This is a genomic window from Methylobacterium sp. AC433, assembly GCF_979253015.1.
Window position 1 is genome coordinate 72,503 of the sequence record NZ_CEEDBN010000008.1, and the last position, 25,568, is coordinate 98,070.

Consider the following 25,568-nt stretch of genomic DNA (forward strand, 5'->3'; position numbering starts at 1 on the left):
CCGCGGGCTGATCCCGCGGGGGGCCGGTCTCACGCTACCAGCGGTAGCCGATGCTGCCGAGCACCCGGCGGCGCTCACCGTAGTAGCAGGCCGTGACGGTGCTGCAGCTGTTGACGATGCGTTCGTCCGAGACGTTCGCGACGTTGAGGGCGAAGCGCCAGCCTTCCCAGTCGTAGTGGGCGACGAGGTCGCCGACGACGTAGCCCGGCACCCGGAACTGATTGGCCTGATCGGCGAAGGAGCGCCCGACGCCGCGCACGCCGCCGCCGAAACCGAAGCCCCGCAGGAAGCCGTTCTGGAACGTGTAGTCCACGAACAGCGAGCCGTACTGCTCCGGGGTGTTGGTCGGCGTCGTGCCGATCAGGGCGGTGTTCAGGTCGCGGGTCACCGAGAGGTCGTAGGCGGTATACGAGGCGATGGCCCGCAGGCCGGGGGCGAGGTTGGCCACCATCTCGATCTCGGCGCCGCGCGAGTTCACTGCGCCGGTCTGCACCACCTGCTGGATGTTGAGCGGATTGGTGGTCACGACGTTCGAACGGGTCAGGTCGAACAGGGCGGCGGCGAAGTAGCCGTCGAAGCCCGGGGGCTTGTACTTCAGGCCGACCTCGGTCTGCTCGCTCCGCTCGGGCAGCAGGAGCTGACCAGTCACGCCGTTGAGGCCGACGGTCGGGTTGAAGCCCTGCGCGTAGGAGACATAGGGAGCGAGCCCGGACTCGTCATTGTAGATCAGGGCGACGCGACCGCTGAACGCGCTGGTGTCGCGAGTGGCATTGTTGACGCCGAGGCGGTCGACGTTGTCGGTCGCGACCCAATCATGCCGCCCACTGAGCACCAGGGAGAAGTTTCCGAAGGTGATCTCGTCCTGCAGATAGGCTGCGAACTGGTTCTGGGTGATCAGCGCATTCTGGTAGGGCGCGCCCAGGTTGAGAGGAGTGTTGGGGTAGATCGGCCGGATCAGGTTCAGCGACGGACCGAAGCCGAAAGCCTGGTAGTCGTCGATCTGGTAGCGGCGATACTCGAAGCCGGCGAGCACGGTGTGGCCGAAATCTCCCGTGCGGAACGGGATGACCAGCTGGTTGTCGATGTCGCTCTGCACCGCAGCACCGCGGGTGAAGAAGTCGAACCGGCTGAGGTCGCCCGCGGCCGGTGTCGTGGCGTAGCCGCCGCCGTACCGGTTGAAGAGATTGACGGTGACGGTGCCGTGGCGGGCGTTCTGCCGGAACTTGATGTCGTTGTCGAAGCGGTGCTCGAACTCGTAGCCCACGAAATCCTGGGCGCGCGTCAGGCGGTCGGTCGCCGGGTCGCCGGTGAAGCGGCTCGTCTTGATGAAGCCGAAGGGGGCCGGTGTCACCGTGCCCTCGTAGGGCAGGAAGTTTTGCGTGCCGGCGCGGTCGCGCTGCACCTGGGCGAGGACGGTGAGCGAGGTGTCGGCGTCGGGCTTCCAGGTGATCGAGGGCGCGAAGAAGAAGCGGTCGTTGTTGACGTAGTCCACCTGCGTGCCGCCCGCCCGACCGAGGCCGACGAGCCGATAGAACAGCTTGCCCTCGGTGCCCGGCGCATCCACCGGTCCGCCGATGTCGAAGCCCGCATAGGCATTGCCGTAATTGTCGACCCCGGTCTCGACGTAGCGGATCGGCACGATCGGCGGCCGCTTGCTCACCGCGTTGATGATGCCGCCGGGGCTGGCGCCGCCGTAGAGGCCGGAATTCGGACCGCGCAGGATCTCGAGCCGCTCCAGGCCGAAGGGTTCGAGCTTCCAGGTGGCGAAGGCGGAGGTGAACAGCTGCAGCCCGTCGAGGAAGTACCCGGATTCCTGGGCGGTGAAGCCGCGGATCAGGAACCAGTCGTTGCGCGGGTCGGCGCCGAAGGTCTCGCCGCGCACGCCCGGCGCGTAGCGCGTGGCCTCGGCGAGCGAGGCCGGCTTCTGGTCGTCGATCTGCTGGCGCCCCACCACCGAGATCGCCTGCGGCGTCCGGATGATCGCGGTGTCGGTCTTGGTGCTGGAGACGGAGCGGGTCGCGACGTAGCCGGCGACGGGTCCGCGCGGGTCCTCGGCCGCGCCGATCGCGGTGCCGCCCCGGCGGTCGCCGACCACCTCCAGGGTATCCAGGGTCACGCTCGACGCACTCGGCGGGCTGGATTGCTGCGCCGCCGCCGAAGAAACTGCGCCGATGGCGAGAGCAGCCACCGAGCAGAACAGCGTCGCTCGCAAGCTGAACGGCCTAATCGACGGTTGTACGCAGGAAAGCACGGACGAGGGAGGCACGTTTCAACCTATGGCCAAATGTATTTTTGTCAGGTGAAACAAAAAGTTTAGCCCGTCAACGAGCGACTTACCGTGCAAAACCCATCTCTTTTACAACGTGCTTATGACGCAACATTTTAGAACTAATACAATTACATGCTCCGTCGCGTGCCCGGTGCGAGCTTCCTCGGACGGCCCCTCCGAAACGACGACGGCCCCGCCGGGATGGCGGGGCCGTCGTTCATTCAGGGGTGCCGACCGTGCCGGAACGGCGCGGTCGTCGCGTCGGGAGGCGCGGCCTATTCGCAGACGCGGACGCGGCGGACGTGCTCGTAGCCGTAGGCATCGACGTAGCCGCGGCGCTCCATGTGGCACACCTCTTCCTCGACATAGACCGGGCGGGGAGCCCGGTAGACCGGACGGCCGGGGTAGTAGCCGCCATCGTTCTGGGACGAGGCGATGGCGCCGCCGACGGCGAGACCGCCGAGCACGCCGAGAGCGGCCGCGCCGCCAGGGCTGATGCCATCGCGCGCCTGGGCGCTCGGGATCGCCGCGACGGCGACCGTGGTGGCCACGAGGGCCGCGACCAGCGAGTTCTTCATAGCTCCGTTCCTTTGATCCCGAAGAGCCTGTGTCAATTCAGAAGCGTCACGTTGGGAGGGAATCACCGAACGGTTGATGAACGGTAACGAACCGCGCCATCCGACGAATCGCGTCCGTGCGAATCCTCACACGCCCCGGGGATCGCGCAGGATTGTGCCGCTTCCGTGGCTGCATCCCGGCGCCCGGCCGTCAGATCGTCCCGGTCGGTTCCTCCACCAGGGCGCGGAGCGTGCGGCGCAGCCAGCGATGGGCCGGGTCGTCGTCGTAGGAGGCGTGCCACAGCATCGAGATCGCGACGTCCTCCAGTTCCACCGGGGCCGGGCTCACGGTGAGGCCGAGGGCCCCGGCGAAGAAGGTGGCGAGCCGGGAATGCATCGTGGTCAGCACGGGGGCACTGCGCACCAGGAACGGCACCGCGAGGAAGCGCGGCGTGGTCACCGCCAGGACGCGCCGACGTCCGAGCCGCGCCAGGGCATCGTCGACCACGCCGTGGGCGGTCTCCTTGAGGCTGGTGAGCACGTGGGGGAAGCGCAGATAATCGTCCAGCGAGATCGGCGGCGCCAGGCCGACCAGGTCGGCGTTGAACATGCAGAGGTAGCTGTCGCGATAGAGCAGGCGCTGCTTGTGGTGGGTCTGCCCGTCCGAGAAGAACCCGATGCCGAGGTCGACCCGGTCGGCGTCGAGTTCCTGCAGGATGCGGATGCGGTCGATGGAGCGCAGGAGCAGGCTGATGCCGGGCGCTTCGTTGCGCAGGTGGGCGAGGAGGCGCGGGCCGATCAGCACCTCGGCGCTGTCGGGCAGGCCGATGGTGAAGGTGCGGGTCACCGTGCGGGGATCGAAGGCGTCGTCACGGCGCACCAGCGCCTGGACCTGCCGCAGCAGGGTCCGCACCGGCTCGGCGAGGGCCAGCGCCCGCGGGGTCGGACGCATGCCCTCTGGCGCGCGCGTCAGGAGTTCGTCGGCGAACAGGGTGCGCAGGCGCGCGAGGCTGCTGCTCATCGCCGATTGCCCGATGCCGATGCGGGCGGCGGCCCGGGTGACGCTGCGCTCCGCCAACAGGGCGTCGAGGGCGACGAGCAGGTTGAGGTCGACCCGGGACAGATCGATGTGATCGATGGTCATGATCGCTGCGCTGTGTTTGATCCGGGCGCACTGCGCAGCATCGGCGCCGCGGAGGCAAGGGAAACCGGAGGCAAGGGTATCCCGGAAGCAAGGACACCCTGGAGGCAACGGCGTCCCGTCGCGGCGAGCACATCATGCCCCTCTCCCGTCGCGGGAAGAGCCGCGGCGTGGGCGTGGTTCCGCCAGCCTCGGTCGTCCGAGGATCACCCGGCCACCCCCACCTCCGGCTCCTCCGCACCAGCGGGAGGAACGTCGCGCCTCGCGCCCGCCTGCCTCGCCATTGAGCGGGGGCGGACGTGATTTTCGGCTGTGCCTGATCGCCGGGCCGGGCCACAATGCCGGTCCCGAAACGACCCGAGATTCCCCATGCGCCGCACTCTGCCGATCGTCCTGATGGCCCTGATGGCCGGAACCGTTCTTCCCGCGCGCGCGCTGGAGGGCCCGATTCCGGCCAAGCCCGGCGAGACGGCCACGGCCCCCGCCGCCTCGGCCAAGCCCCGCGTGGTCATCGTGGCCACCGGCGGCACCATCGCGGGAGCCGGTGCGGACGCGGCCAACAGCGCCACCTATCAGGCCGCCAAGGTGCCGGTGGACAAGCTCATCGCCGCCGTGCCGGCCATCGCGCAGGTCGCGGACGTGCGCGGCGAGCAGGCCTTCCAGATCGCCTCCGAGAGCTTCACCAACGCGCAGCTCATCGAGCTCGCCAAGAAGGTCTCCGCCCTGGTCAAGCGCGACGACGTCGACGGCGTCGTCATCACCCATGGCACCGACACGGTGGAGGAGACCGCCTACTTCCTCGACCTCGTGGTGCGGACCGACAAGCCCATCGTGATGGTGGCCTCGATGCGGCCCTCCACCGCGATCTCGGCGGACGGCGCCCTCAACCTCCTCGACGCCGTCACCGTGGCGGGCGCCAAGGACGCCCGCGCCAAGGGCGTGCTCCTGACCATGAACGACGAGATCCAGGCCGGGCGCGACACCACCAAGCGCGTCAACATCAAGCCGTCGGCGTTCTTCAGCCAGTGGGGGCCGCTCGGCATGGTGGTGGAGGGCAAGACCTACTGGTTCCGCGCGCCGGTGAAGCGCCACGGTACCAACTCCGAGTTCAACATCGACGACATCGACAGCCTGCCGGAGGTCGCCATCGTGTACGGCTCCGGCAACATGCACCCGGAGCCCTACACCACCGCCGTTGCGGAGGGCGCCAAGGCGATCATCCATGCGGGCACCGGCAACGGCTCGGTGGCGGGCTACCTCGTCGACACCCTGAAGGACATCCGGTCCAAGGGCGTGCAGATCATCCGCTCCTCCCGCGTCGGCGACGGCTTCGTGCTGCGCAACGCCGAGCAGCCGGACGACAAGTACGACTGGGTGGTCGCCCACGACCTCAACCCGCAGAAGGCCAAGATCCTTGCCGCCGTGGCGCTCACGAAGACGCAGGATACCAAGGAGCTGCAGCGGATCTTCTGGGAGTATTGAGCCGCCTGGGTCGATGGCGGATGCTTTGCAGGGTGTCCGCTGTCGATCCCGACCGTGTCGTGCACGAGCCTGCCGGCGTCGCCGGAAAGCGGACATGTCGTTGCCGCCGCGCGAAATCGACCCAGGATCGAAGCCGACCCTTCGTCACCGTCAAATGAGTGTCGCGAGGGAAGGCCAGGAGATCCGCAGGATCGGCTTTCCGCTCGCGGCAGGGATGCGTGATGTGTCGCGCTCCACGACACGCCCGCCGAGCCTTTGATAAAACCGTAGGCCGTTGTGGTTTTCCTCGAAAACCCAGAGATGCAGGCCGCTGCATGAGCCCTGCGTGACCTACTGGCGTGCTGTTGAGCGAAGCAGATGTTCGCCGATCTTCCGGCTGCGCAGTTCTGGCAAGACATGGAGATTGTCGACCAAACTACCCCAACGCACATCGAAGTCGCGGCAGGCCGCGATGAATCCGACCAACCGCCGATTCGATCCTCGGGCGATCTCGACCAGCAGGTTGGGCGGTGGATTGCTCAGCCTCTCAGACCAGAGAGCATGGCGATCCTCTTCGATGGGACCAGCGAGGAACGTCGGGTCCAGAATGGAGCGGTAGGCGTCCCGCCAGCTCGCAAGGTGGACCGTCGCGATGGCTGCAGCATCCACTTTTTCCGCTGCTTGGTAAGTGATTTTGACCATGTCCAAGCCTTCTTGAGACCGCGGTGTGATCAAGCGAGGCACGCTTCTGGTCGTGAGGGGAAGCGATACGCCATCGGCTGCTCCCTCCTCTCGCCCAGAAGCGGAATGCTATAGATCCGCCCAGGCCGGACGTCGGCAGAACAGCCCGGCCGGCAACGTCTGACGAACGCCCCCCGCCCTCACGTCAGCAGATAGCGTTCCGGCTCCAGGGGCGGCGGCGCGGTCTCGCCCAGGGCGTCGAGGACGATGCCGTCGATGGTGCGCAGCAGGGCGTCGAGGGGCAGGTCGTTCGGCGCGAGGCCGAAGGGCTCCTCCAGCTCGTCGCCCAGGGCATCGAGGCCGAAGAAGGTGTAGGCGACGAGGGCCGTCGCCACCGGCGTCGCCCAGCCGAGGGAGGCGGCGAGGCCGAAGGGCAGCAGCAGGCAGTAGACCCAGGCCGTCCGGTAGAGGAGCAGGGTGTAGGCGAAGGGCAGCGGCGTGTTCTGGATGCGCTCGCACACCACCTGGACCTGCGCCAGGGCGGCGATCTTGTGCTCCAGGGCGGCCAACAGCACGTCGGTGAGAATGCCCTGGCGATAGGCCGTGGCGAGATCGGCGGTGAGCCCGGCCAGCACCGCATCCGCCGCACTCGGATGCCGGGCCAGCAGCGCGACCTCCGCCTCCGGAAGCCAGGGCGCGGCCGCCGCGCGAGGATCGCCGCCGCGAAGCTGCGCATGCAAGGCGTGGGCGAAGGCCGAGAGGCGCCGCAGGCTGCGCCCGCGCAGGGGTTCGGCGGCTTCGCCCGGCAGGAGGGCGGCCACGAGCCGGGCGAGCCCCCGCGCCTCGACCACGAGGCTGCCCCAGGCGCGGCGGCCCTCCCACCAGCGGTCGTAGCAGGCACTGTTGCGGAAGCTCAGGAAGATCGACAGGGCGATCCCGATAAGGGTGAAGGGCCCGACGCCGGCGGTGACCGGAAACGCCTCGGGCCAGCGTCGCTCCGCCGCCACCACGACCGCGGCCACCAGGGTGATGCCCACGACCTTGAGGGCGACCTGCGGCAAGATCGAGCCGCGCAGGGTGAACAGGATATCGAGGAGGCTCGGGCGCGAACGGACGATCATCCCACCGTCTTCTCAGGCCGCGGCGCGTCCCGCAACCGGGGCCTCCTGGGCGCGGCGACCCGAGCCGCAGACGTGACGATCAGAGCGACCAGCCACCGTCGACCGAGATCGCGGCGCCGGTGACGAACGCACCGAGGTCGGCGCTCATCCACAGGACCGCCTCCGCGATCTCCTCGGGCCGGCCCAGGCGGCCGACCGGCTCCAGATCGATCGCCTTCTGGATGTCGCCCCCGGTGAAGCGGTCCATCATCGGGGTCGCGATGTTGCCCGGCAGGACCGCGTTCACCCGGATGTTCGCGGTGGCATAGTCGAGCGCGGCCGACTTCGTGAGGCCGATGACGGCGTGTTTCGAGGCGGCGTAGCTGGCGCCCCCCGCGACGCCCCGGATGCCGGCGCCCGACGCGGTGTTGACGATCACGCCGCCGCCCTGGCGCAGCATCTGCGCGATCTCGTGCTTCATGCAGACGAAGGTGCCGCGCAGGTTGATGTCGAGGACGCGGTCCCACTCGTCGAGGGCGATGTCCGCCACTGGCGCCGCGATGTTCTCCACGCCAGCGTTGTTGAAGGCGATGTCGAGCCGGCCGAAGGTCGCGACCGTCTCGGCGACCGCCGCCTCCACCTCCTCCGGCCGGGCGATGTCGCAGGCGAGGACCAGTCCCTCGCCGCCGGCCTCCCGAATCGCATCCGCGGTCTGCCGCAGCGCGGCCTCGGTCCGGTCGAGGATGGCGACCCGGGCCCCCTCCCGGGCGAAGGCGACCGCGGTGGCGCGTCCTATGCCGCTGGCGGCTCCGGTGACGAACGCGACTCGGCCGGTGAATCGATCGGGACGGGACATGGCAGGACCTCACGGGTTCGAAGAGCGGACGCGCCGATGATCCGGAGGACGTCCCGATGACCGCGCCCTGCGCGTCGTCGGCGGCGGACACCGTCCCGGAGCGTCGGCCTGGATGTAGGCGGGACGATCCGGCGGTGTGAGCCGGTGTCACCTCATCGAGGCGATGAGCCATCCTCATCGTTTCGTATGCTGGCGACGTCAGAGGCCGAGCGGGCGCATCTCGCGGATCAGTGCGATGAGCAGCCGCAGACCGGTCGGGAGTTGCCGGCGCCCAGGGTAATAGAGGTGGAAGGCGGGGCCGGCCGGGGACCAGTCGTCGAGCACGCGCCGAAGGGTCCCCTCCCGAACCGGCGTCGCCACGCAGGGTTCCGGCAGGTAGGCCAGGCCGGCGCCGGCCTGCGCGAGGGCGATCGCCAGCCCGGTGTTGTCGAGGGTCAGTGCCCCCGGCACATCCAGGGCTACGGCCTCGCCGTGCCGCTCGAACTCCCAGCGATAGATGCGGTCGTTGCCGAGCCGGATGCCCAGGCCGCGATGGGCGAGCAGGTCGTTGGGATGCATCGGCACACCGAAGCGCGCCAGGTAGGCGGGCGCGCCGACCACGACCCAGCGGACCTCGGCGGAGAGGCGCTGCGCGATCATGTCCTCCGGAACCGTGTCGCCGTAGCGGATTCCTGCATCGGCGCCGGCCTCGACGACGTCGAGCAGGGTGTTCGAGACGCGGACATCGACCGCGATCTCCGGATAGCGCGCGAGGAAGACCGGGAGGACCGGGGCCAGGAGGAGCGCGCTCGCATGTTCCAGCACGTTGAGGCGCACGCGGCCGGCCGGCTCGCCGCGATGACGGTTCAACGCCTCGACGGCCTGTCCGATCGCCGCGAACGGCCCATCGAGCGACGCGAACAGATCCTCGCCGGCGGCCGTGAGCGTGACACTTCGGTTCGTGCGGTTGAGGAGGCGCACGCCGAGTTGCGACTCCAGGCCCTTCAGGGCATGGCTCAGCGCCGAGGCGCTGACGCCCAGTTCAAGGCCTGCACGCCGGAAGCTGCGATGCTTCGCGATCGCCAGGAAGGCCCCGAGGGCGGGCAGGCTCGTACGGCTGTGCGGCACGGATCGGTTGTGCCGACGCGCAGGTGCCGACGCAAGCACCATGAGCCTTCCTCATCGTCGGCGCCACGGCTCCGGGACGGGCGCCGCCGCCCGGCTCACGCCGCCGAGGCGATCGCCGTGGAAGCGCGTCGGATCTTGCCGGCCCCGTCCAGGAAGGCATGGGCATCCTCCTTGCGCTCGAAGACGTGGGGCGCGACGCCGCGCCGGGTCAGCGCCTCTTCCATCTTGAGGCGCAGGAAGGCGCTGGTCGCGTAGCGGGTGGTGGTGAGGTAGTAGTTCGCCTGCAGGTACTGAATCATGTGCGCGTAGTCGTCGTACAGGTTCTCGTTGATGCGGAACCCGTCGTGGTTGACCACGGTGTTGACCCGCTGGCCGGCCTTCTTGCAGGCGCCCACCAGCACCAGGCGCAGATCGTCGAGGTCGCTCTTGGCACGGGCGTGCCAGCCCTCCAGGTTCACGAACAGGATGTTGCGCTCGGCGTCGTAGCTGACCCGCTCGGGGAGGTTGAGATTGAGCAGGTCGGCCAGCAGCTCCATCGGCTCGTCTCGGAACAGGCGGGCATCCATCGGCATCGGCTGCTTGATGATCGGCCGGAAGCCCATGTGGGGCAGGATGTCCCGCTCGATGTCGATGCCGGGAGCGACCTCGATGAGTTCCAGGCCCTCGTCGGTGAGCTGGAAGACGCAGCGCTCGGTGACGTAGATCACCGGCTGCGCGCGCATCTGCGCATAGTGCCCGCTGAAGGTGATCTGCTCCACCTGCGGCAGGAACTTCTGCGAGCGGCCCTCCGTGACGATCCGGAGCTTGCCGTCCTCGATCACGGTCTCCAGGCCGCCGACCGTGAAGGTACCGGCGAAGACCACGGAGCGGGCGTTCTGGCTGATGTTGATGAAGCCGCCGCAGCCATTGAGGCGGCCGCCGAACATGCTGGTGTTGACGTTGCCGTGCTGGTCGCACTCGGCGAGGCCGAGGCAGGTCATGTCGAGGCCGCCGCCGTCGTAGAAATCGAACATCTGGTTCTGGTCGATGACGCAGTCGGCGTTCGTCGCCGCGCCGAAGCTCGACCCGGAGGCGAGGACGCCGCCCACCGCGCCGGCCTCGGTGGTCAGGGTGATGTAGGGGGTGACCTTCTCCTCGTTCGCCACCGCCGAGATGCCCTCGGGCGCGCCGACGCCGAGGTTGACGACGCCGTTGGGCGGCAGCTCGAAGGCCGCGCGCCGGGCGATGACCTTGCGGGCATCGAGGGGCATCTTCTTCATGCCGCTCACGGGGACGCGGATCTGGCCGGCCAGCGCCGCATCGTGCTGCACGCCGTAGTTCATGCGGTGCATCTCGGGCTCGGCCAGCACGACGCAATCCACGAGGATGCCCGGAACGCGGACGTCCTTGGGCAGCAGGAAGCCGTCATCGACGATGCGCTCGACCTGGGCGATGACGATGCCGCCGTTGTTGCGGGCGGCCATGGCCTGGGCGAGGCAGTCCAGGGTCAGCGCCTCCTTCTCGAAGGAGATGTTGCCCGAGGGGTCGGCCGAGGTGCCGCGGATGAAGGCGACGTCGATCTTAGTGGCGGTGTAGAACAGCCACTCCTCGCCATCGACCTCGACGAGCTTGACGATCTCGTCCTCCGTCACGGTGTTGACCCGGGCGCCGCCATGGCGCGGGTCGACGTAGGTGTGCAGGCCCACCTTCGAGAACAGCCCCGGCTGACCGGCGGCGCAGGCCCGATAGAGCTGCGAGATCACGCCCTGGGGCAGGTTGTAGCCGAGGATCTTGTTCTCCTGGGCGGCCTTGGCGACCTTCGGCATGCGGCCGAAATTGGCGGCGATGACGCGGCGGAGAAGGCCCTCGTGGTGCAGGCGCCCGGTGCCGAGGCCTTTGCTGTCGCCCGCCCCCGCCGTCATGATCAGGGTGAGGTCGCGGGGGGCGCCGGTCTCGACGAAGCGCGTCTCCAGGGCGGCGTGCAGCGCCTCCGGGATGCAGCTCTGCACGAAGCCCGTCGTGGTGACCACGTCGTTGTGCCGGATCAGCGCGATCGCCTCGCCAGCCGTGATGACCTTGTTTTTCTTCATGAACCGGGCCGTCCTCCGCATCCCAGGCCGGCGACGGGCGACAGGTCATGACCTGCGGCGAGGCGCGCATGGGAAAGTCTTATTCTGGCGCGCCAGCGTAAAGACCTGCAGGAAGCTTCGCAAGAGCGCTTCAACTGTCGTTGCAGCGCAATTTTATCTTGGTGCAATGCAAATTTTTCAATCGAGCATCAAACTGAACTGAAAGCGGGCCTGCAAAAGATTTCACAACCAGCCGTCGGAAGCGTGGCAAGACGGAACGATGTCTCCGATACGGCCAAGTTTATTCAAAATACTCTTCGGGCATGCAGGCCCTGTGTGCGCTCAGGCCAGCAGATAGGTCAGGAGCGCCCGCAACTGGGCGGGTCGCACCGGCTTGTGGACGAGGTGCGCTCCGAGCTCGGCGACCTGCGCCTCGATCTCGGGGGAGTGGTTGGCGGTGGTCACGATCACGGGCAAGCGGGTCTCGGCACGGCTGTTCAGATAGGTCGCCACGTCGAGGCCGCAGGCACCGTTGTCGAGATGGTAGTCGAGGATGAGCAGGTCCGGCGGACCCATGCCGGCAGCGAGCGCCGCTTCGACCCCGGCAAGGTCGCGGTGGACGCAGACCTCGGCGTCCCAAGCGCGCAGGAGCCGCTCCAGGGCATCGGCGGTGGGCGGGTCGTTCTCCACCACCAGGACCCGCGCGCCCGTGAGCCGGGTCGTGACGGGGGCGGCGGGAACCACCCGCTCGGGTGGGGTCAGGCTCACCGGCACGGTCAGGGCCATGCGGGTGCCGCGCCCGACCCGCGAGGCGAGGTCGAGGGGGTGGCCGAGAGCCTGGGCCATGCGGCGCACGATGGAGAGGCCGAGCCCGAGGCCCGGCTCGCCCCCCTCCCCCTCCGCGCCGCCGCGGAAGAATTCCTCGAAGACGAGGCCCTGCTCCGCCGGGGCGATCCCGCAGCCGGTGTCGAGCACCTCGATGCGGCAGGCGTCCCCTCGCCGCCGGATCGCCACCAGCACGCCGCCCTGCCGGGTATAGCGGATGGCGTTCGAGACGAGGTTCTGCAGGATGCGCTGAAGCAGCATCGGGTCGCTGGCCACCACCAGGTCGGGTCCGCGCAGGGTGAGGCGCAGGCCCTTGCGCTCGGCGAAGGGGCGAAAGCTCGCGACGGTACCGGCGAGGAGTTCGCCGAGGGCCACCGGCTTGATCGCCGGGCGCACCACGCCAGCATCGAGCTTCGAGATGTCGAGCAGGGTCTTGATCAGGTCTTCGATGATCTGGAGCCCGCGCTCGATCTGACCCGAGATCGCCGCCGCCTCCGGTCCCAGGGGCAAGTCGGCCAGGGCCGAGGCCGAGAGCCGGGCCGCGTTGAGCGGCTGCAGCAGGTCATGGCTGGCGGCGGCGAGGAAGCGGGTCTTCGAGCGGTTGGCGTTCTCCGCTTCCTCCTTGGCCGCCACCAGCGCCGTGTTGGAGCGTTCCAGGCGGTGCATCAGCCCGGTCAGCTCCTCGGTCCGGGTACGGACACGGCCCTCCAGCATGGTGGCGGTCTGGAACAGCGAGTAGGCACCGCCCTGCTGGTCCATGCTGCGCTCGACATGCGCCATCAGGGCCGCATTGATGCGCTCCAGCTTGGCGATGCGCCGCAGGTGCGCATCTTCCTCGGCGACGCGCGGTGCGGTCTCCGGCGGCAGGACGATCATGGCCCGGCCCCGCCGCGGCCCGGCTCGCCCCGCCCGATGGCGATGCCGGTGAAGGTCTGGTTGAGATGCATCGACCGGTACTGCTCGCCGTAGGTGTCGAAGCCGACGATGTCGTAGCGTCGGTAGAGATCGACGATGCCGTGCCGCACCTGCCGGCTCTCGGCGTCGAGGCGGCGCAGGACGCATTCGAAGCCGATGACGAGGTCGATGCCGCCCAATGCCGCGTCGAGGCGGGCGAGTTCGGCCTCCGTCGCCGCTACGATGTCGCGCGGGCGCGCCAGGGTGAGCACCACCCCCTCGTCGATGGCGCAGAAGAAGCTGAGCGAGCCATCCGCGTTCATGCGCCGGATCGACCGGCAGAAATACTCGCCCCCGACCTTCACCGCGAGGGGGTAGGCGGCGAAGCTCATCGGCGACAGCCGCTCGGGATCGAGGCCCACCGCCATGGCGTATTCGCGCGCCGCCGGCTCGGCGTTGAGCTCATGCACGGTGCGCTGCTCGTCGTCGGAGGCGGTGACCACGAACCTGGTCCCGGTCGGCTCGAAATTGTCGCTCTTGAAGATCTGGACCGGGAAATCGGATTCCACGAGGAGCAGCACGGCGGCGCGCTGGTGGATGCGGCCGTCATGGAGCAGCACGGTCTCCCGGAAGGTGAGATCGTCGCCGGCCGAGCCGCCCACGAGAGGGATGCCGTCGAGCGCCCAGGCGATGGCCGAGACCACCGTCTCCTCGGCATTGGTGAGCCCGTCGATCAGCGAGACGGCGAAGCAGCGGCCGGAGGCCGGATCGGCGCCCGCCCCGTCGAGACTCCGGCGAAGGGCCCGCACGCTGGAGGCGGTCCGCTCCACGTCGAGGTGGTCGATGGCGTCCAGCAAGGTCGAGACGATGCGGAAACCCGCCCTCGGGAATGCGATGACGACAAGGCCCCGATCGAGGCCGCCCGCCGGCGAGATACCACCCGACATGGTGCAGCCCGCGATCCCCGCACCCGGAAAGCGCGCGCAGAGCCCCCGGTTCAGGGTCTCGACGTCGTAATCGGCCGAGAAGAAGGCCACGATCTGGGCGACGGGACGCGGGCCGATGGCCGCGCCGATCTCGGCGATCGCCATGTCGGCCGTGGCGGCGCCCGTCCACGCCGTCGTGATGCCGCACAGATGCGTGCGCATCTGCGTCCCCTCTGCCACGTTGCGCTCCCCCACGGCTCGACGCGTGCCGGACTTGACGTCCGGTTCCCCGCGATGACACGAGTATGTCGGGCGGCCGGTTCCCGCGCAATGCGGCGCCGAACGGCTCCGGAGCAGGGGCGCACGCACCGGGCGGAGCGGGCATGCATCTCCTCATCGTCGACGATCACCCGCTCTTTCGCGACGCCCTCGCCAGCGCGGTGGGCCTCGCCTACCCGGACGCGACCCTGCACGAGGCCGACGGCATCGCCAGCGCCTGCGCGGTTCTGACGGCGCAGGCCGCCATCGAGATCATCCTCCTCGACCTGTCGATGCAGGGCGTGACCGGCTTCGAGGGACTGTTGACGATCCGGGCTCAGGCGCCGCGGGTGCCGATCCTCGTCGTCTCGGGGCTGGAAGATCCGCGGATCATCCGGGAGGCGCTCGATCACGGAGCGGCCGGCTTCGTGCCCAAGGCGGTCGACAAGGCGACGCTGACGCGGGCCATCGCGGATGTGCTGGCTGGAGGCCTCTCGGTGCCGGCGAAGCTGCCGAACGCGACGCTTGCCCCGTCCTCCGCCCGCAAGGCGCCGATCGCCGAGCGGGTCGCGAGCCTGACCCCGCAGCAGGTGCGGGTGCTGGCGATGATCCGCCAGGGTAAGCTCAACAAGCAGATCGCGCACGAGCTTCAGGTCGGGGATTCCACCGTGAAGGCGCACGTCTCCGAAATCCTGCGCAAGCTCGACGTGATCAGCCGTACGCAGATCGTCATCGAGACCGCGCTCCTCGATTTCGACCGGATCCTCGCGGCGCCGGAGAACTGAGGCGCCCGCTCGTCACCTCAGGCGGTCGGGACCTTCGAGCCACCGTAATGACCGTCGACGCGCTCGCCGAAGGCCGGGTCGGCGAAGGGGTCCTCGCCGGGGCCGTGGGTCGGCGCGCCCGCCAGGGTGTCGCGGTCGATGTCGACGATGTAGCCGCCGAGATCGACGCTGTAGGTCAGCGCCCGCCAGGGGACGGGATGGTAGCTCTCGCCCAGACCGAGGAAGCCGCCGAACGAGATGACGGCGTAGGCGACCTGGCCCGAGACCTTGTCGACCATGAAGTTGTAGACCATGCCGATGTGCTCACCGTCGTGGCTGTAGGCGGCCGTGCCCTCGACCTTGTTCGAGGCGATCAGGCGGCGGGTCTCGTCGATGGCGACGCCCTCGGCCGAGGGGTCGAGTTCCATCGACCCGGCCGGGCGGATGCTGCGCTCGTTCGGAAGGTCCGTCGGCATGCGCATTCCTCTCTGGAGATGGGTTCGGCGACGTGGGAGCACCGGACGCGGCGCTCGACCGGACAAGCCGCGACCCGCGCGGGGGTTCCGGCCTCAGGCCCGCTCGACGAACCGGCACACCGATCCGCGCGGCCGCCTCGATCTCGTACGGCCAGCCTCTGGCGCATCCCGCGGCTCGCCAGGAGCGTCTCGAGACCGAACACCCTCAAGGCCGGCCGGGCGCAGGGGATGGCGCAGCCGAACGGCACGAACAGGATGTCCGCCACGATCGCGTCCCGACGAACACGGTGAGCACGGCGCCGCAGGTGGCGATCCCGCCCAGCGCCCCGAGGATCACGGGGCCGTCGCGGGCGAGGGAGCGCCGTCGCAGGGCCGTGCGACGGCCGAGGCAGGTGCACACGTTCGGCGGTATCGCGATGCCCGGGAGGCGATAGGCGGGATTCGGGGCGATCCGGATGATGTGGGCCGCGCTGTCGAGGGACGGGGCGACCGAGTTGTCGAACAGGACGGAGCGATCACGCCAGGAATGGAACCCCGGCGCAACGGTCGCGGGCGCGGGCGGTTCGGGCGCTGGCCGTCAGATCAGGCCGGCATCGCCACGGGCGTCGGGGCCGGCCTGGGCCTCGACCGAGACCAGCGTGCCGAGGCCGATGATGAGCGCGGCGGCGGCTCCCAGCGAGAGCGTGAAGGCAAGGAGGATCATGATCCCGTTATCATCGCTCTCCCTTAAGGTTCGGTGATGCGCCTGGGCCGGCTCCGTCCCAAAACTGCGCGTCGTGGCGTGAAGACCGGTTCGAGCCCTGCCGGTCCCGTCGTCCGTCCCCACCGTTTCCAGGAAGTCTTCCGCATCAATTCTTCGTCGCGGCCATAAAATCTTGCGTACGGGACGGTGCCCTTCGGACGGGACGCGAGCCCGGACCGGTTCCGCACCGGCACGGCGCGACGCCAGCGGGCGCGGGCGGTGCGGCCGGCCGAACGGACGCTGGAGCGCATCCGCTCGCGCATCCCGGTAAGCCTTTGTCGCACAATGATTTTTATCACCCCTGCCCACGCCCCCCGGATCGACGGCCAGCTCCGACGGCGTGTCGAAGTACAGGTCGGCGCAGACCAAGTTCTCACCAAGTCGAGGCCGTTTCATCTCCGTACGGAGCAGCCTCGACCGGACACCCGGCTCCGCGCCTGTGGATGACGGGCGCGCAGAGGGCGGTTTCCCCTTGGAACGCTCGCGGCACCGCTTAGTTGTTGCAGCTATGCGCTGCGAGGCCACCGGCCGTGGGCGTACCGGCGCTCACCGTCGACATCCGGAGGAAGACCCCATGGCAAAGAGCACCACGAAGACCGCCGAGAAGGCCGCCCCCAAGGCTGCCCCGAAGGACGCCGAGAAGCCCGCCGCCAAGGGCAAGAAGGTCGCCGCGCCGAAGGGCGAGGGTGCCAAGCCGAACGCCCTGCAGCAGCCGCTCAAGCCGTCTTCCGAGCTCGCCGCCGTCGTCGGCGATGCCGCCCTGCCGCGCGGCGAGGTGGTGAGCAAGGTCTGGGAATACATCAAAAAGCACAATCTCCAGAACCCGGAGAACAAGCGCGAGATCCTGGCCGACGACAAGCTGAAGAAGGTCTTCGGCAAGGACAAGTGCACCATGTTCGAGATGAACAAGCACCTGGCTGCGCACCTCAAGTCGGCCTGAGCCGCCACCGGCTTAACACTCGTCCCGGATCGGCGTCGGGGAGGGGATTTCCCCTCCCCCTGCCGGCCGGTCACGACCGCGGATCATGGCGGCCACCGAGGGGCTGGTTCATCAGCCCCGCCCGCCGCGTGCGCCGCTCGACCTTGCGGGTTGCCGTCTCCCTGAGATGGCGCTCGATCTCGCCGTTCGCCCTGGCACGCATCGCCCGCATGGCATCGGCATCGTCGAAGGTCTCGGGAAAGCGCCGGGACAGCCAGAGATAGGCGCTGGCGAGCTTCACCGTCCGTTCCTGGTAATCCAGTTCGCCCGCGAGGTTCGCCCGCAGGGCCGGCACGCTCGTGCCCGCCGCCCGGGCCTGGGTCCAGCGCTCCAGCATCCCGAGGGAGACGGGATCGCGCCGGTCCACCGGGCAGACCGAGAACGCGAATTTCTCCGCGATCGGCAACCGCGCCTTGTCCACCACCCGAGCGGTCTCCAGGATCTCCTCCAGGGCGGAAGGCTGGAACGGTGAGCCGGCATAGAAGGTGGCACGCGCGAAGTGCGCCAGCACCTCGCGCAGGCTGTCGGTGCGCATCTCCTCGGCGACGGAATTGATCGCAATGAGGTCGGGACGCACGAAGAAGCGCGTGTCGGCGGCCGGCGCTGTCGGCGCGCCGGCCAGCGCCGCCCGGATCGGCTCCAGCCCTGTCTCGTCGACGGCGGCGACGTAGCCCTCGTCCTGGTGCCCGAAGCGGCCGGCGCGGCCGGCGATCTGACGGATCTCGGAATTGGTCAGCGCCCGCTCGCCGACGCCGTCCCACTTGCGCACCGCCGAGAAGACGATCCGCTTCAGGGGACCGAGGTTGAGGCCCATGCCGATGGCGTCGGTGGTGACGAGGACATCGGCTTCGCCCGCCCGGAAGCGGGCGGCCTCCGCGCGGCGCACCTCGGGCGAGAGCGCCCCGTAGATCGTCGCCACCCGGTGCCCGGCCGCCACCAGGATCTCGCGGTTCTCGTGGACGGCCCGGCGGGAGAACGCCACCACCGCGTCGCCCGGCGTCACCTTCTCCAGGGGAACCGGCGCTTCCTGCAGCACCAGCGGCGTCTTGCGCACGAAGGTGATCACTTCGAGGGACTCGTTGGCGGCCTCGGCAGCGCGGCGCACCGCCGCCAGCGCATCGTCCGAGCCGCAGACCACCACGGTGCGGGCGGCGACCCCGAACAGGGCGTTGGTCCAGGCCCAGCCCCGATCGGGATCGGCGATCATCTGGATCTCGTCGATCACCGCGACGTCGACGGGCCGGGTGAGGTCGGCAGTCTCGATGGTGCGCGCGGTATGGGTCGGGTTGAGATCGCCCAGCGTCTCCTCGCCCGTCACCATGCCGGCGCGCAGGCCGCGCTCGGCCAGGGCCTCGTAGTTTTCGAGCGCCAGCAGCCGCAAGGGAGCGAGGTAGGTTCCGGTGGGAGCCGCCCGCAGCATCTCCAGGGCCGCATAGGTCTTGCCGGAATTGGTCGGACCCATGTGGAAGATGATGCGCCGACCCAGGCGCCGGGCGGCGGTGAACTTCTCGATGTAGGCGCCGAAGCCGACCTGATCGCGCAGTCGGCGCAGGCGCGAATCCTCTCGCGCCACGCTACGGGCGCGGGCGCGCACGCCCTTCAGGGTGTCGGTGAGCGACTGGTTCAGGTTGGGCGAGAACAGGAAGGCGCGCGAGCGCAGGGAGCGGTCGAGATGGTCGATATAGGTCGCGGCATCGGCTCCCACCTCGCGCAGGTCCTCGGCGACTTGGTCACGCAGACGCTCCACCGCTCGGCGCAGGGCCTTCGTGGTCCGCGGCTGGGTCTCGGCGACGGCGGCACGCAGCTCCTCGAGGCGCCAGTTCGGATCGTTGCGATGGGCCATGCCGGACAGGATGCCGGCGATGCCGGTCTCGGGCGTCGCATCGACCCGCAGGTCGAGACGCCCGCCGTCGAGGACGGGGATCAGGGTCCGGATGGTCCAGGCGATGCTGCCGTCCCGCATCACCGCCGCGCGCAGGGCGGGCACCGCTTTCTTCACGACCGCGACACCGCCCTCCGCGAAGGCTCGCCGCGCCCTCAGTTCGCGCAGGGCCTTGGCGACCACCGCATCCTCGACGAGGCCGCCATACTCGGGCAGGCCGAGATGAAGCCGCAGGGCGTCCACCTCGACGCTGCGGGGCGGCAGCCCGAGGCGCGCCGCCGCCTCAAGCAGGATCTCGTTCGTCGGTCGCGCACGTTTGCGGGCCATGGGCCTCTCGTCGGGGGGTCTGGATCCGCCGCGGACGGACGACCGGGCCGCGCCAGGGTGCGCGGGACGCGGCTCAAAAAGCAACGGCTCGGATCAGCGCAATCCCAACCGTCGTCGGCCCGTTCAGGCCGCACGCTGGTTCAGCTGCCGCTCCGCCAGGCTGGTGAGCAGGTGGTCCGTAGACTTCTCCTCGTCGAGGTTCTGCTGGAGGATGCTCGCACAATCCTCACGACCGAGACGCTTGGCGCAGGCAATGAAGGTGCCGTAGCGGGTGATCTCGTAATGCTCCACCGCCTGGGCCGAGGCCACGAGGGCGGCGTCCAGCACATCCTTGTCGGAGATCTCGCTGGCCTCCTCGATGATGCCGTTGATCGCCGGGCAGGTGACCGCCTTGGGGCTGTGCCCGTGCATCTGAAAGACCTTCTCCAGGCGCTGGATCTGATTCTCCGTCTGACGCAGGTGAGTTTCGAAGCCCTGCTTCAGTTCCGGATGGGTCACCTTGGCGATCATCTTGGGCAGCGCCTTCGTGACCTGGTTCTAGGCGGAGTAGATATCCTGGAGCGTGTGGACGAAAAGGTCGTTGAGGGTTTTGATATCACGGGTGAACAAGCCCATGGCTGCCTCCACTGGCGTCGTTGATGCGGGATCGAGGGGCGGACGCGCCGGGACGCGAAGCCCGCCCTGCGCATCGGCGTGCTACCGGGTCGCCAGTGTCCAAGGGGGGCCGCGCATCGAGATCGCGGCACTTGGCTGCCTCGATGGTTCGAACCTGCCCTGAAAACCCGGTGCCTATGCTTTCTGTTCCACCGGCGGAACTTCGACGAGAGCCGATCCTCAACTTAGAGATGGAAACCCGAAAACTATCTTGCATTGGCCAATGACAACAACCGCTAGTCTTTTTTGCTTCTTTATTGATCCAAGTTATTTAAGGCTCCGCTTCTCGCTTGCTAATTCAATGTGGCGCCGGGGCGCGTCGAAGCGGGTTGCGATGCCGCGTCGGCGCGTCATCGGTCCTTGCGCGACCACACACGTCAGGGAAGCGATGCGATGCACGAGAATTCCGCCGGACCGGCTGCATTCTGGGCCTCGGTGGCGAACGACGTCACGTCCCGGGTCGAGCCGGTGCTCGACCGCGACGGCAAGGCCCGCGAAGGGGTACTCCAGTATCTCCGCGACCTGGAAGCGGTCGCCCTGGGCGACGGCAGCAGCCGCGAGGCCCTCCAGGTGATCGCCTCCGGGCGGCGCCTTCTGGGCGACCGGAGCGATGTGCCGCCCGCCGAGATCGCCCGCGCGGTGCGCGCCGCCCTGATCTGATCCGAGGGCGGCGGACGCGTCGCGCCCGGGGCGCGATCGCTACCCGGGCGGCGCCCCCAATGCCGCCCGGGTGAGGGCATCGGCGCCGATATCGTCGGTCCCGTTCATCCCGAGGCTCTCGATGAGGCGGCCGCGCGCCCGGCTGACGCGGCTCTTCATCGTCCCCACGGCGACGCCGCAGATCTCCGCCGCCTCCTCGTAGGTGAAGCTCTGCGCACCGACGAGGACCAACGCCTCGCGCTGGCTGAAGGGCAGCGCGTTCAGGGCCTCCTGGAACTCCAGCATCTCGACCCGGATCTCCTGCTCAGGCAGGCTCGTCAGGCGCCCAGCCAGGCCGCCGTCGGCATCCTCCACCTCGCGCTTGCGCTTGCGCTGCTCGGAGTAAAACAGGTTGCGCAGGATGGTGAACAGCCACGCCGTGAGGTTGGTGCCCCGTGTGAAGCTGTCGGCCTTGGTCCAGGCCCGAACGAGGGTGTCCTGGACGAGGTCGTCGCTGCGGTCGAGATCGTAGGTCAGCGAGAACGCGAAGGCCCGCAGGGCCGGGATCGCCCCGAGCAGGAGTCCGCGCATCTCGTCGTCGGCGCCCTGCGGTGTGCCGACCGGAGCTGGCATCGCGTTGTTCATGAGGATCCTCGCGTGGTGTTGCGGGCGGCCAGATCGGCGAGGAGGGCATCGAATCGGTCGGGTAGCGGCTGGTTCAGCACCTCGGCGTAGAGGAGGCGCAGGTTGCGTCCGATGCGTCGCCGGGCCTCCACCGTCATCCCGGCCTCGCCCGGGCCCGTTCGGACCTGAGGGGATGGCGTGACGTCGGGGACGATGGCATGCGCAATGTCGACGGCGGCGATTCCAGGCCCGGCAACGCCAGACCGCGCCCGTGTCACCGGTGCCGGTCTCCCCTGCACCAGACTGCCCGTCTTCGGTGTCGCGAGCTGGACATCGCCGGGTTCGATGCTGCGGTTTGGGTCGCTCGAATCAATGCTCATTGCTGCTCATCGCTCGACGGCCGGGGCCGGAGAGTCCGGAGCGCCGTCATTTCGGCGGCCGTGCTAAGGCTGCGCGATTTAACGAGCTCTGAAAAAAGCATTCATCTGATCTTAAGCCGCCAAATGCAGGCGAAAGACCATGAGCATCAGTTAGAAACGATTAGAAACAATGGCGATACATTGGTCAAGCGTTACCATTGGAAATTTATAGTATCGCGATCCTGTCGCTAAGCTGAACAGTACGAAAGCGCGGCCTGCTCGCTCTCCCGCCGCGCAGCGCCAAGCGGAACCAGACTCTATCGCGCGCCGCAATCTGCGGCGGAGGCCAGCATGGCCCGGCGCTTGCGCGCGTCGGCCAACCCCGTCGCCCCACCGCGGAAGCGCTGCCCGATGCCGTCAGACCTGCCCGATCTCGATCACGTCGTCCGCGAGATCGCCGACGAGATGCTGGAGCGGCCGGACCGGGGCGAGGTCGCGACCTACATCCCGGAGCTCGCCGGGGTCGATGCCAAGGCCTTCGGCCTCGTGGTGATCGACGCCGAGGGGCGTATCGCGTCCGCCGGCGACTGCGACGCGCCCTTCTCGATCCAGAGCATCTCGAAGGTCTTCACCCTGACTCTCGCCCTCGGCATGGCCGGCGACCGGCTCTGGCGCCGGGTCGGGCGCGAACCCTCCGGCAGTCCCTTCAACTCCATCGTGCAGCTCGAGCGCGAGCGCGGCATCCCACGCAATCCGTTCATCAACGCGGGGGCCATCGCGGTCACCGACCTGATCCTGTCCGGGCACCAGCCCCGCGAGGCCCTCGGTGAGATCCTCCGCTTCATGCAGTTCCTGGCGCAGGATCCGACCATCGCCATCGACGAGGCCGTCGCCGCCTCCGAGCTGCGCACGGGCTTCCGCAACATGGCGCTGGCCCACTACATGAAATCCTTCGGGGTGCTCGACAATCCGGTCGATTTCACCCTCGGCGTCTACTTCCACCATTGCGCCATCAGCATGTCGTGCCGGCAGCTCGCCCAGGCGGGCCGCTTCCTCGCCCATTCGGGCCGCAACCCGCTGACGGGACTGTCGGTGGTCTCGCCCGAACGGGCGCGCCGCATCAACGCGGTCATGCTCACCTGCGGGCACTATGACGGCTCGGGCGAGTTCGCCTACCGCGTCGGCCTGCCCGGCAAGAGCGGCGTCGGCGGCGGCATCCTGGCGATCGCGCCGGGCAAGGCGTCGATCGCCGTATGGTCGCCCGGACTCGACGCCTCGGGCAATTCCCATCTCGGGCGGATCGCCCTGGAGAGACTGACGAAGCGACTCGGCTGGTCGATCTTCGGAGCCTGAACCATCGCGCTCCGGCGCGGACGCACCCGGCTCAGGAATCCGTTCCGCGCGGGGGCGCCGCGCGCTGCCGGGACGACTCGCGCAGGGCGGCCAGATAGTCTCGGAGCAGGCTCACCCGCCTCGGCCGAAAACTCGCGCCCGTGGCCGCGGCGGCAGCGATGCGGTCCGCCCGGAAGATGCGGTGTGCCCCACGCAGGCAACACCAGGCGAGGACCACCAGCTTGGATTCGAGATAGACGATCGCTAGCGGCCAGATCGTGCGCACCGTCTCCCGCCCGGCCTCGTCGGCGTAGCGGATCCGGACCGCCTCCTCGCGCCAGCACCCCTCGCGCAGCGTCGCCAGACCGAGAGCGGGCGCGAAGCGCGGCCCCGACCGGCGAACCTGGGAGACGGCGTGGAGGAGGTGTTGCTGGCTCGCGTCCGGCAGCGTGGCGGCGACCTTGGCGAGCACCGCGACGGCCGCCCGGGCCAGGGCCGGGTCCCCCATGTGGCGGACCTCGGACAGCCCCAGGGCAAGAGCTTCGATCTCGATACGGTCGAACATCTGGGGCGGCAGCGCACCGTCCTCGATCAGGCGGTAGCCGTAGCCGCGCTCGCCCTCGATGACGGCGCCGGCCGCCCGCAGGGCATCGATGTCGCGATAGAGCGACCGGACCGAGACGTCCGTCTCCTTCGCCAGGCGGGCGGCCGTCACCGGCGCCGGCAGCGCGCGCAGAGCCTGGAGGAGGCGGAAGAGGCGATCCGTGCGAGCCATCGTGCAACTGACGGAAATTGGCAGGTGCCCTGCCGTATAAGCCGCGCTGCCGAAGCCGCCAACCGGAGCGCCCCCATGCTGACCCTCTTCCATTCCCCCCAGAGCCGTTCGACCCGCGTCATCGCCCTGCTGAAGGAGCTCGACGCCCTCGAGGCCGTGACGATCGAGCGGGTGACCATCCCGCGGCGGGACGGCACAGGCGGCCGGGATCCGGCCAATCCGCACCCGGACGGCAAGGTCCCGTTCCTGATCCATGACGGCGTCGCGATCTGGGAGAGCAGCGCGATCATGCTCTACCTCGCCGACCTGTTCCCGGATACGGGCCTGAACATCCCGCCGGGGCATCCGCGCCGCGGCGCCTATCTCAGCTGGTTCGCGTGGTACTCGGGTGTCGTCGAGCCCGTGCTGACACTCGAGGCGGTCGGCGTCACCCATCCCGGCATCATGGCGACGTTCCGGAGTCACCTAGAGGTGAAGGCGCGGCTGCGCGCGGCCCTGGCGGACGGGCCCTTCCTGTTCGGCGACCGCTTCACCGCGGCCGACCTGCTGCTCCACTCGCCCTATGCTTGGTTCGGCAAGCCCGGCGAGCCGGTCCTCGACGCCTGGGTCGAGCGCTGCATGGAGAGGCCGGGCGCGCGGTTCGCCGCGGCCTTCGACGCCGCAGCGTGATCCCGGCGCGGGACGCCCGAGCGGACGACCCGGCCTGAAACGACTGCTCAGGGTAGAGGCAAAAAAGAAGGCCTGCCGCGGGTTTCGCGGCAGGCCCTGGCTATCAGACGAGCAGAATGCCCGACGACGTGCCTATGATTTAGGCCGCCGCCTGCTGATCGGTCGCGGTCGGAACCGAGGCGATGGTCTTCAGGATCTGCGAGGCGATCTGGTAGGGGTCTCCCTGGCTGTTGGGACGGCGGTCTTCCAGGTAGCCCTTGTACGCGTTGTTGACGAAGCTGTGCGGCACGCGGATCGAGGCGCCGCGATCGGCGACGCCATAGCTGAACTGATCGATCGCCGCCGTCTCGTGCTTGCCGGTCAGGCGCATGTGGTTGTCCGGCCCGTAGACCGCGATGTGGTCGTCGAGGTTCTCCTTGAAGGCCGCCATCAGGGCCTCGAAATAGGCCTTGCCGCCGACCGAGCGCATGTGTTCGGTCGAGAAGTTGGCATGCATGCCCGAGCCGTTCCAATCCGTCGCGCCGAGCGGCTTGCAGTGATACTCGACGTCGATCTCGTAGGTCTCGCACAGGCGCTGGAGCAGGTAGCGGGCGACCCACATTTCGTCGGCGGCCTTCTTGGAGCCCTTGCCGAAGATCTGGAATTCCCACTGACCCTTGGCCACCTCGGCGTTGATGCCCTCGTGGTTGATCCCGGCGTCGAGGCAGAGGTCGAGATGCTCCTCGACGATCTTGCGGGCGATGCTGCCGACTTCCTTGTAGCCGACACCGCAATAGTACGGGCCCTGCGGAGCCGGGTAGCCGGAGGCCGGAAAGCCGAGGGGGCGGCCGTCCTTGTAGAAGAAGTACTCCTGCTCGAAGCCGAACCAGGCGCCGTCATCGTCGAGGATGGTGGCGCGCTTGTTGGAGGTGTGCGGGGTGACGCCGTCCGGCATCATGACTTCGCACATCACCAGCACGCCGTTCTTGCGCGTGGAATCGGGGAAGTGACGCACGGGCTTCAGCATGCAGTCGGAGCTGCCGCCCTCGGCCTGCATCGTCGAGCTGCCGTCGAAGCCCCAGAGCGGAAGCTGCTCAAGGGTCGGGAATGCGTCGAATTCCTTGATCTGGGTCTTGCCGCGAAGGTTCGGCACCGGAGTGTAGCCGTCGAGCCAAATATACTCGAGTTTGTATTTCGTCATTCCGAGCCTCTCGTCCTGAAGCGATGCGAAATCCCAGGACACC

At 68.7% G+C, this 25,568-nt stretch carries 23 protein-coding genes and 1 pseudogene; 6 read left to right on the top strand and 18 right to left on the bottom strand.

Annotated elements, in window-relative coordinates; genetic code table 11:
- Window positions 1-34: 34 nt before the first annotated feature.
- The 3 genes from AC0IWM_RS13475 to AC0IWM_RS13485 all read right to left on the bottom strand — a co-directional run bounded on the left by AC0IWM_RS13475 (window position 35) and on the right by AC0IWM_RS13485 (window position 3,970).
- On the bottom strand, window positions 35-2,116 hold the full coding sequence (locus tag AC0IWM_RS13475) for a TonB-dependent siderophore receptor (protein ID WP_471755744.1): 2,082 nt from the start codon (window positions 2,114-2,116) through the stop codon (window positions 35-37).
- Window positions 2,117-2,544: 428 nt separating this feature from the next.
- Complete coding sequence (locus AC0IWM_RS13480; RefSeq protein ID WP_056476849.1) at window positions 2,545-2,847, bottom strand: hypothetical protein; 303 nt, start codon at window positions 2,845-2,847, stop codon at window positions 2,545-2,547.
- A gap of 190 nt (window positions 2,848-3,037) precedes the next feature.
- Window positions 3,038-3,970 (bottom strand): LysR family transcriptional regulator, encoded by a 933-nt coding sequence (locus tag AC0IWM_RS13485; protein ID WP_471755746.1) that lies wholly within the window; start codon window positions 3,968-3,970, stop codon window positions 3,038-3,040.
- A 366-nt stretch (window positions 3,971-4,336) separates the two neighbouring features.
- Here AC0IWM_RS13485 and AC0IWM_RS13490 point away from each other — a divergent pair, with 366 nt between their 5' ends.
- Window positions 4,337-5,449, top strand: a complete 1,113-nt coding sequence (locus AC0IWM_RS13490) for a type II asparaginase (RefSeq protein WP_471755748.1) — start codon at window positions 4,337-4,339, stop codon at window positions 5,447-5,449.
- 330 nt (window positions 5,450-5,779) lie between these two features.
- On the opposite strand, the gene AC0IWM_RS13495 is transcribed toward AC0IWM_RS13490, so the two are convergent.
- The 7 genes from AC0IWM_RS13495 to AC0IWM_RS13525 form a co-directional block, all read right to left on the bottom strand.
- Window positions 5,780-6,130: a GNAT family N-acetyltransferase gene (locus AC0IWM_RS13495; protein WP_471755750.1), complete on the bottom strand. Its 351-nt coding sequence runs from the start codon at window positions 6,128-6,130 to the stop codon at window positions 5,780-5,782.
- A gap of 179 nt (window positions 6,131-6,309) precedes the next feature.
- On the bottom strand, window positions 6,310-7,230 hold the full coding sequence (locus AC0IWM_RS13500) for a bestrophin family protein (protein ID WP_471755752.1): 921 nt from the start codon (window positions 7,228-7,230) through the stop codon (window positions 6,310-6,312).
- A gap of 79 nt (window positions 7,231-7,309) precedes the next feature.
- Entirely contained in the window at window positions 7,310-8,065 is a 756-nt protein-coding gene (locus tag AC0IWM_RS13505; protein ID WP_471755754.1) for a glucose 1-dehydrogenase, read from the bottom strand.
- A 198-nt stretch (window positions 8,066-8,263) separates the two neighbouring features.
- A complete protein-coding gene (locus AC0IWM_RS13510) occupies window positions 8,264-9,214 on the bottom strand; it encodes a LysR family transcriptional regulator (protein ID WP_471755756.1) in 951 nt (316 codons plus the stop codon).
- 53 nt (window positions 9,215-9,267) lie between these two features.
- Window positions 9,268-11,241, bottom strand: a complete 1,974-nt coding sequence (locus tag AC0IWM_RS13515; protein WP_471755758.1) for an acyl CoA:acetate/3-ketoacid CoA transferase — start codon at window positions 11,239-11,241, stop codon at window positions 9,268-9,270.
- A gap of 321 nt (window positions 11,242-11,562) precedes the next feature.
- Entirely contained in the window at window positions 11,563-12,921 is a 1,359-nt protein-coding gene (locus AC0IWM_RS13520; protein WP_471755759.1) for an ATP-binding response regulator, read from the bottom strand.
- Window positions 12,918-14,087, bottom strand: coding sequence for an FIST N-terminal domain-containing protein (locus tag AC0IWM_RS13525; protein ID WP_471755761.1), 1,170 nt, complete (start codon window positions 14,085-14,087; stop codon window positions 12,918-12,920). Before AC0IWM_RS13525 ends, AC0IWM_RS13520 begins: the two co-directional genes overlap by 4 nt.
- A gap of 161 nt (window positions 14,088-14,248) precedes the next feature.
- Between AC0IWM_RS13525 and AC0IWM_RS13530 the strand changes: the two genes are divergently transcribed.
- Window positions 14,249-14,908, top strand: a complete 660-nt coding sequence (locus AC0IWM_RS13530) for a response regulator (protein WP_471755763.1) — start codon at window positions 14,249-14,251, stop codon at window positions 14,906-14,908.
- 17 nt (window positions 14,909-14,925) lie between these two features.
- On the opposite strand, the gene AC0IWM_RS13535 is transcribed toward AC0IWM_RS13530, so the two are convergent.
- Together AC0IWM_RS13535 and AC0IWM_RS13540 are read right to left on the bottom strand one after the other, a co-directional pair.
- Window positions 14,926-15,363 carry a PRC-barrel domain-containing protein gene (locus tag AC0IWM_RS13535; protein WP_471755765.1) on the bottom strand — a complete coding sequence of 146 codons (438 nt, stop codon included), beginning with the start codon at window positions 15,361-15,363 and terminating at the stop codon, window positions 14,926-14,928.
- Between the two features lie 577 nt (window positions 15,364-15,940).
- Window positions 15,941-16,066 carry a hypothetical protein gene (locus AC0IWM_RS13540; protein ID WP_272481515.1) on the bottom strand — a complete coding sequence of 42 codons (126 nt, stop codon included), beginning with the start codon at window positions 16,064-16,066 and terminating at the stop codon, window positions 15,941-15,943.
- Between the two features lie 613 nt (window positions 16,067-16,679).
- On the opposite strand from AC0IWM_RS13540, the gene AC0IWM_RS13545 reads away from it, so the two are divergent.
- Window positions 16,680-17,045 carry an SWIB/MDM2 domain-containing protein gene (locus AC0IWM_RS13545; RefSeq protein WP_056476824.1) on the top strand — a complete coding sequence of 122 codons (366 nt, stop codon included), beginning with the start codon at window positions 16,680-16,682 and terminating at the stop codon, window positions 17,043-17,045.
- 70 nt (window positions 17,046-17,115) lie between these two features.
- Here AC0IWM_RS13545 and AC0IWM_RS13550 read toward each other — a convergent pair whose 3' ends face one another.
- On the bottom strand, window positions 17,116-19,293 hold the full coding sequence (locus AC0IWM_RS13550) for a helicase-related protein (protein WP_471755767.1): 2,178 nt from the start codon (window positions 19,291-19,293) through the stop codon (window positions 17,116-17,118).
- Window positions 19,294-19,416: 123 nt separating this feature from the next.
- Window positions 19,417-19,908 (bottom strand): annotated as a pseudogene (locus AC0IWM_RS13555) (YciE/YciF ferroxidase family protein).
- A gap of 432 nt (window positions 19,909-20,340) precedes the next feature.
- On the opposite strand from AC0IWM_RS13555, the gene AC0IWM_RS13560 reads away from it, so the two are divergent.
- Window positions 20,341-20,607: a hypothetical protein gene (locus AC0IWM_RS13560; protein WP_471755769.1), complete on the top strand. Its 267-nt coding sequence runs from the start codon at window positions 20,341-20,343 to the stop codon at window positions 20,605-20,607.
- Window positions 20,608-20,646: 39 nt separating this feature from the next.
- Here the strand turns inward: AC0IWM_RS13560 and AC0IWM_RS13565 are convergent, their stop codons facing one another.
- Window positions 20,647-21,231 carry a sigma-70 family RNA polymerase sigma factor gene (locus tag AC0IWM_RS13565; RefSeq protein WP_471755771.1) on the bottom strand — a complete coding sequence of 195 codons (585 nt, stop codon included), beginning with the start codon at window positions 21,229-21,231 and terminating at the stop codon, window positions 20,647-20,649.
- Window positions 21,228-21,590 carry a NepR family anti-sigma factor gene (locus tag AC0IWM_RS13570; RefSeq protein ID WP_471755773.1) on the bottom strand — a complete coding sequence of 121 codons (363 nt, stop codon included), beginning with the start codon at window positions 21,588-21,590 and terminating at the stop codon, window positions 21,228-21,230. The genes AC0IWM_RS13565 and AC0IWM_RS13570 overlap by 4 nt, the downstream gene beginning before the upstream one ends.
- 402 nt (window positions 21,591-21,992) lie before the next feature.
- Here AC0IWM_RS13570 and AC0IWM_RS13575 point away from each other — a divergent pair, with 402 nt between their 5' ends.
- Complete coding sequence (locus tag AC0IWM_RS13575; protein WP_471755897.1) at window positions 21,993-22,922, top strand: glutaminase; 930 nt, start codon at window positions 21,993-21,995, stop codon at window positions 22,920-22,922.
- Between the two features lie 31 nt (window positions 22,923-22,953).
- On the opposite strand, the gene AC0IWM_RS13580 is transcribed toward AC0IWM_RS13575, so the two are convergent.
- Window positions 22,954-23,676 (bottom strand): helix-turn-helix transcriptional regulator, encoded by a 723-nt coding sequence (locus AC0IWM_RS13580; RefSeq protein ID WP_471755775.1) that lies wholly within the window; start codon window positions 23,674-23,676, stop codon window positions 22,954-22,956.
- A 75-nt stretch (window positions 23,677-23,751) separates the two neighbouring features.
- Here AC0IWM_RS13580 and AC0IWM_RS13585 point away from each other — a divergent pair, with 75 nt between their 5' ends.
- The gene (locus tag AC0IWM_RS13585) at window positions 23,752-24,345 is read left to right on the top strand and encodes a glutathione S-transferase family protein (RefSeq protein ID WP_471755777.1); all 594 of its coding nucleotides are present in this window, start codon (window positions 23,752-23,754) and stop codon (window positions 24,343-24,345) included.
- A 139-nt stretch (window positions 24,346-24,484) separates the two neighbouring features.
- Here the strand turns inward: AC0IWM_RS13585 and AC0IWM_RS13590 are convergent, their stop codons facing one another.
- Complete coding sequence (locus AC0IWM_RS13590) at window positions 24,485-25,525, bottom strand: glutamine synthetase beta-grasp domain-containing protein (RefSeq protein WP_471755779.1); 1,041 nt, start codon at window positions 25,523-25,525, stop codon at window positions 24,485-24,487.
- Window positions 25,526-25,568 lie beyond the last annotated feature (43 nt).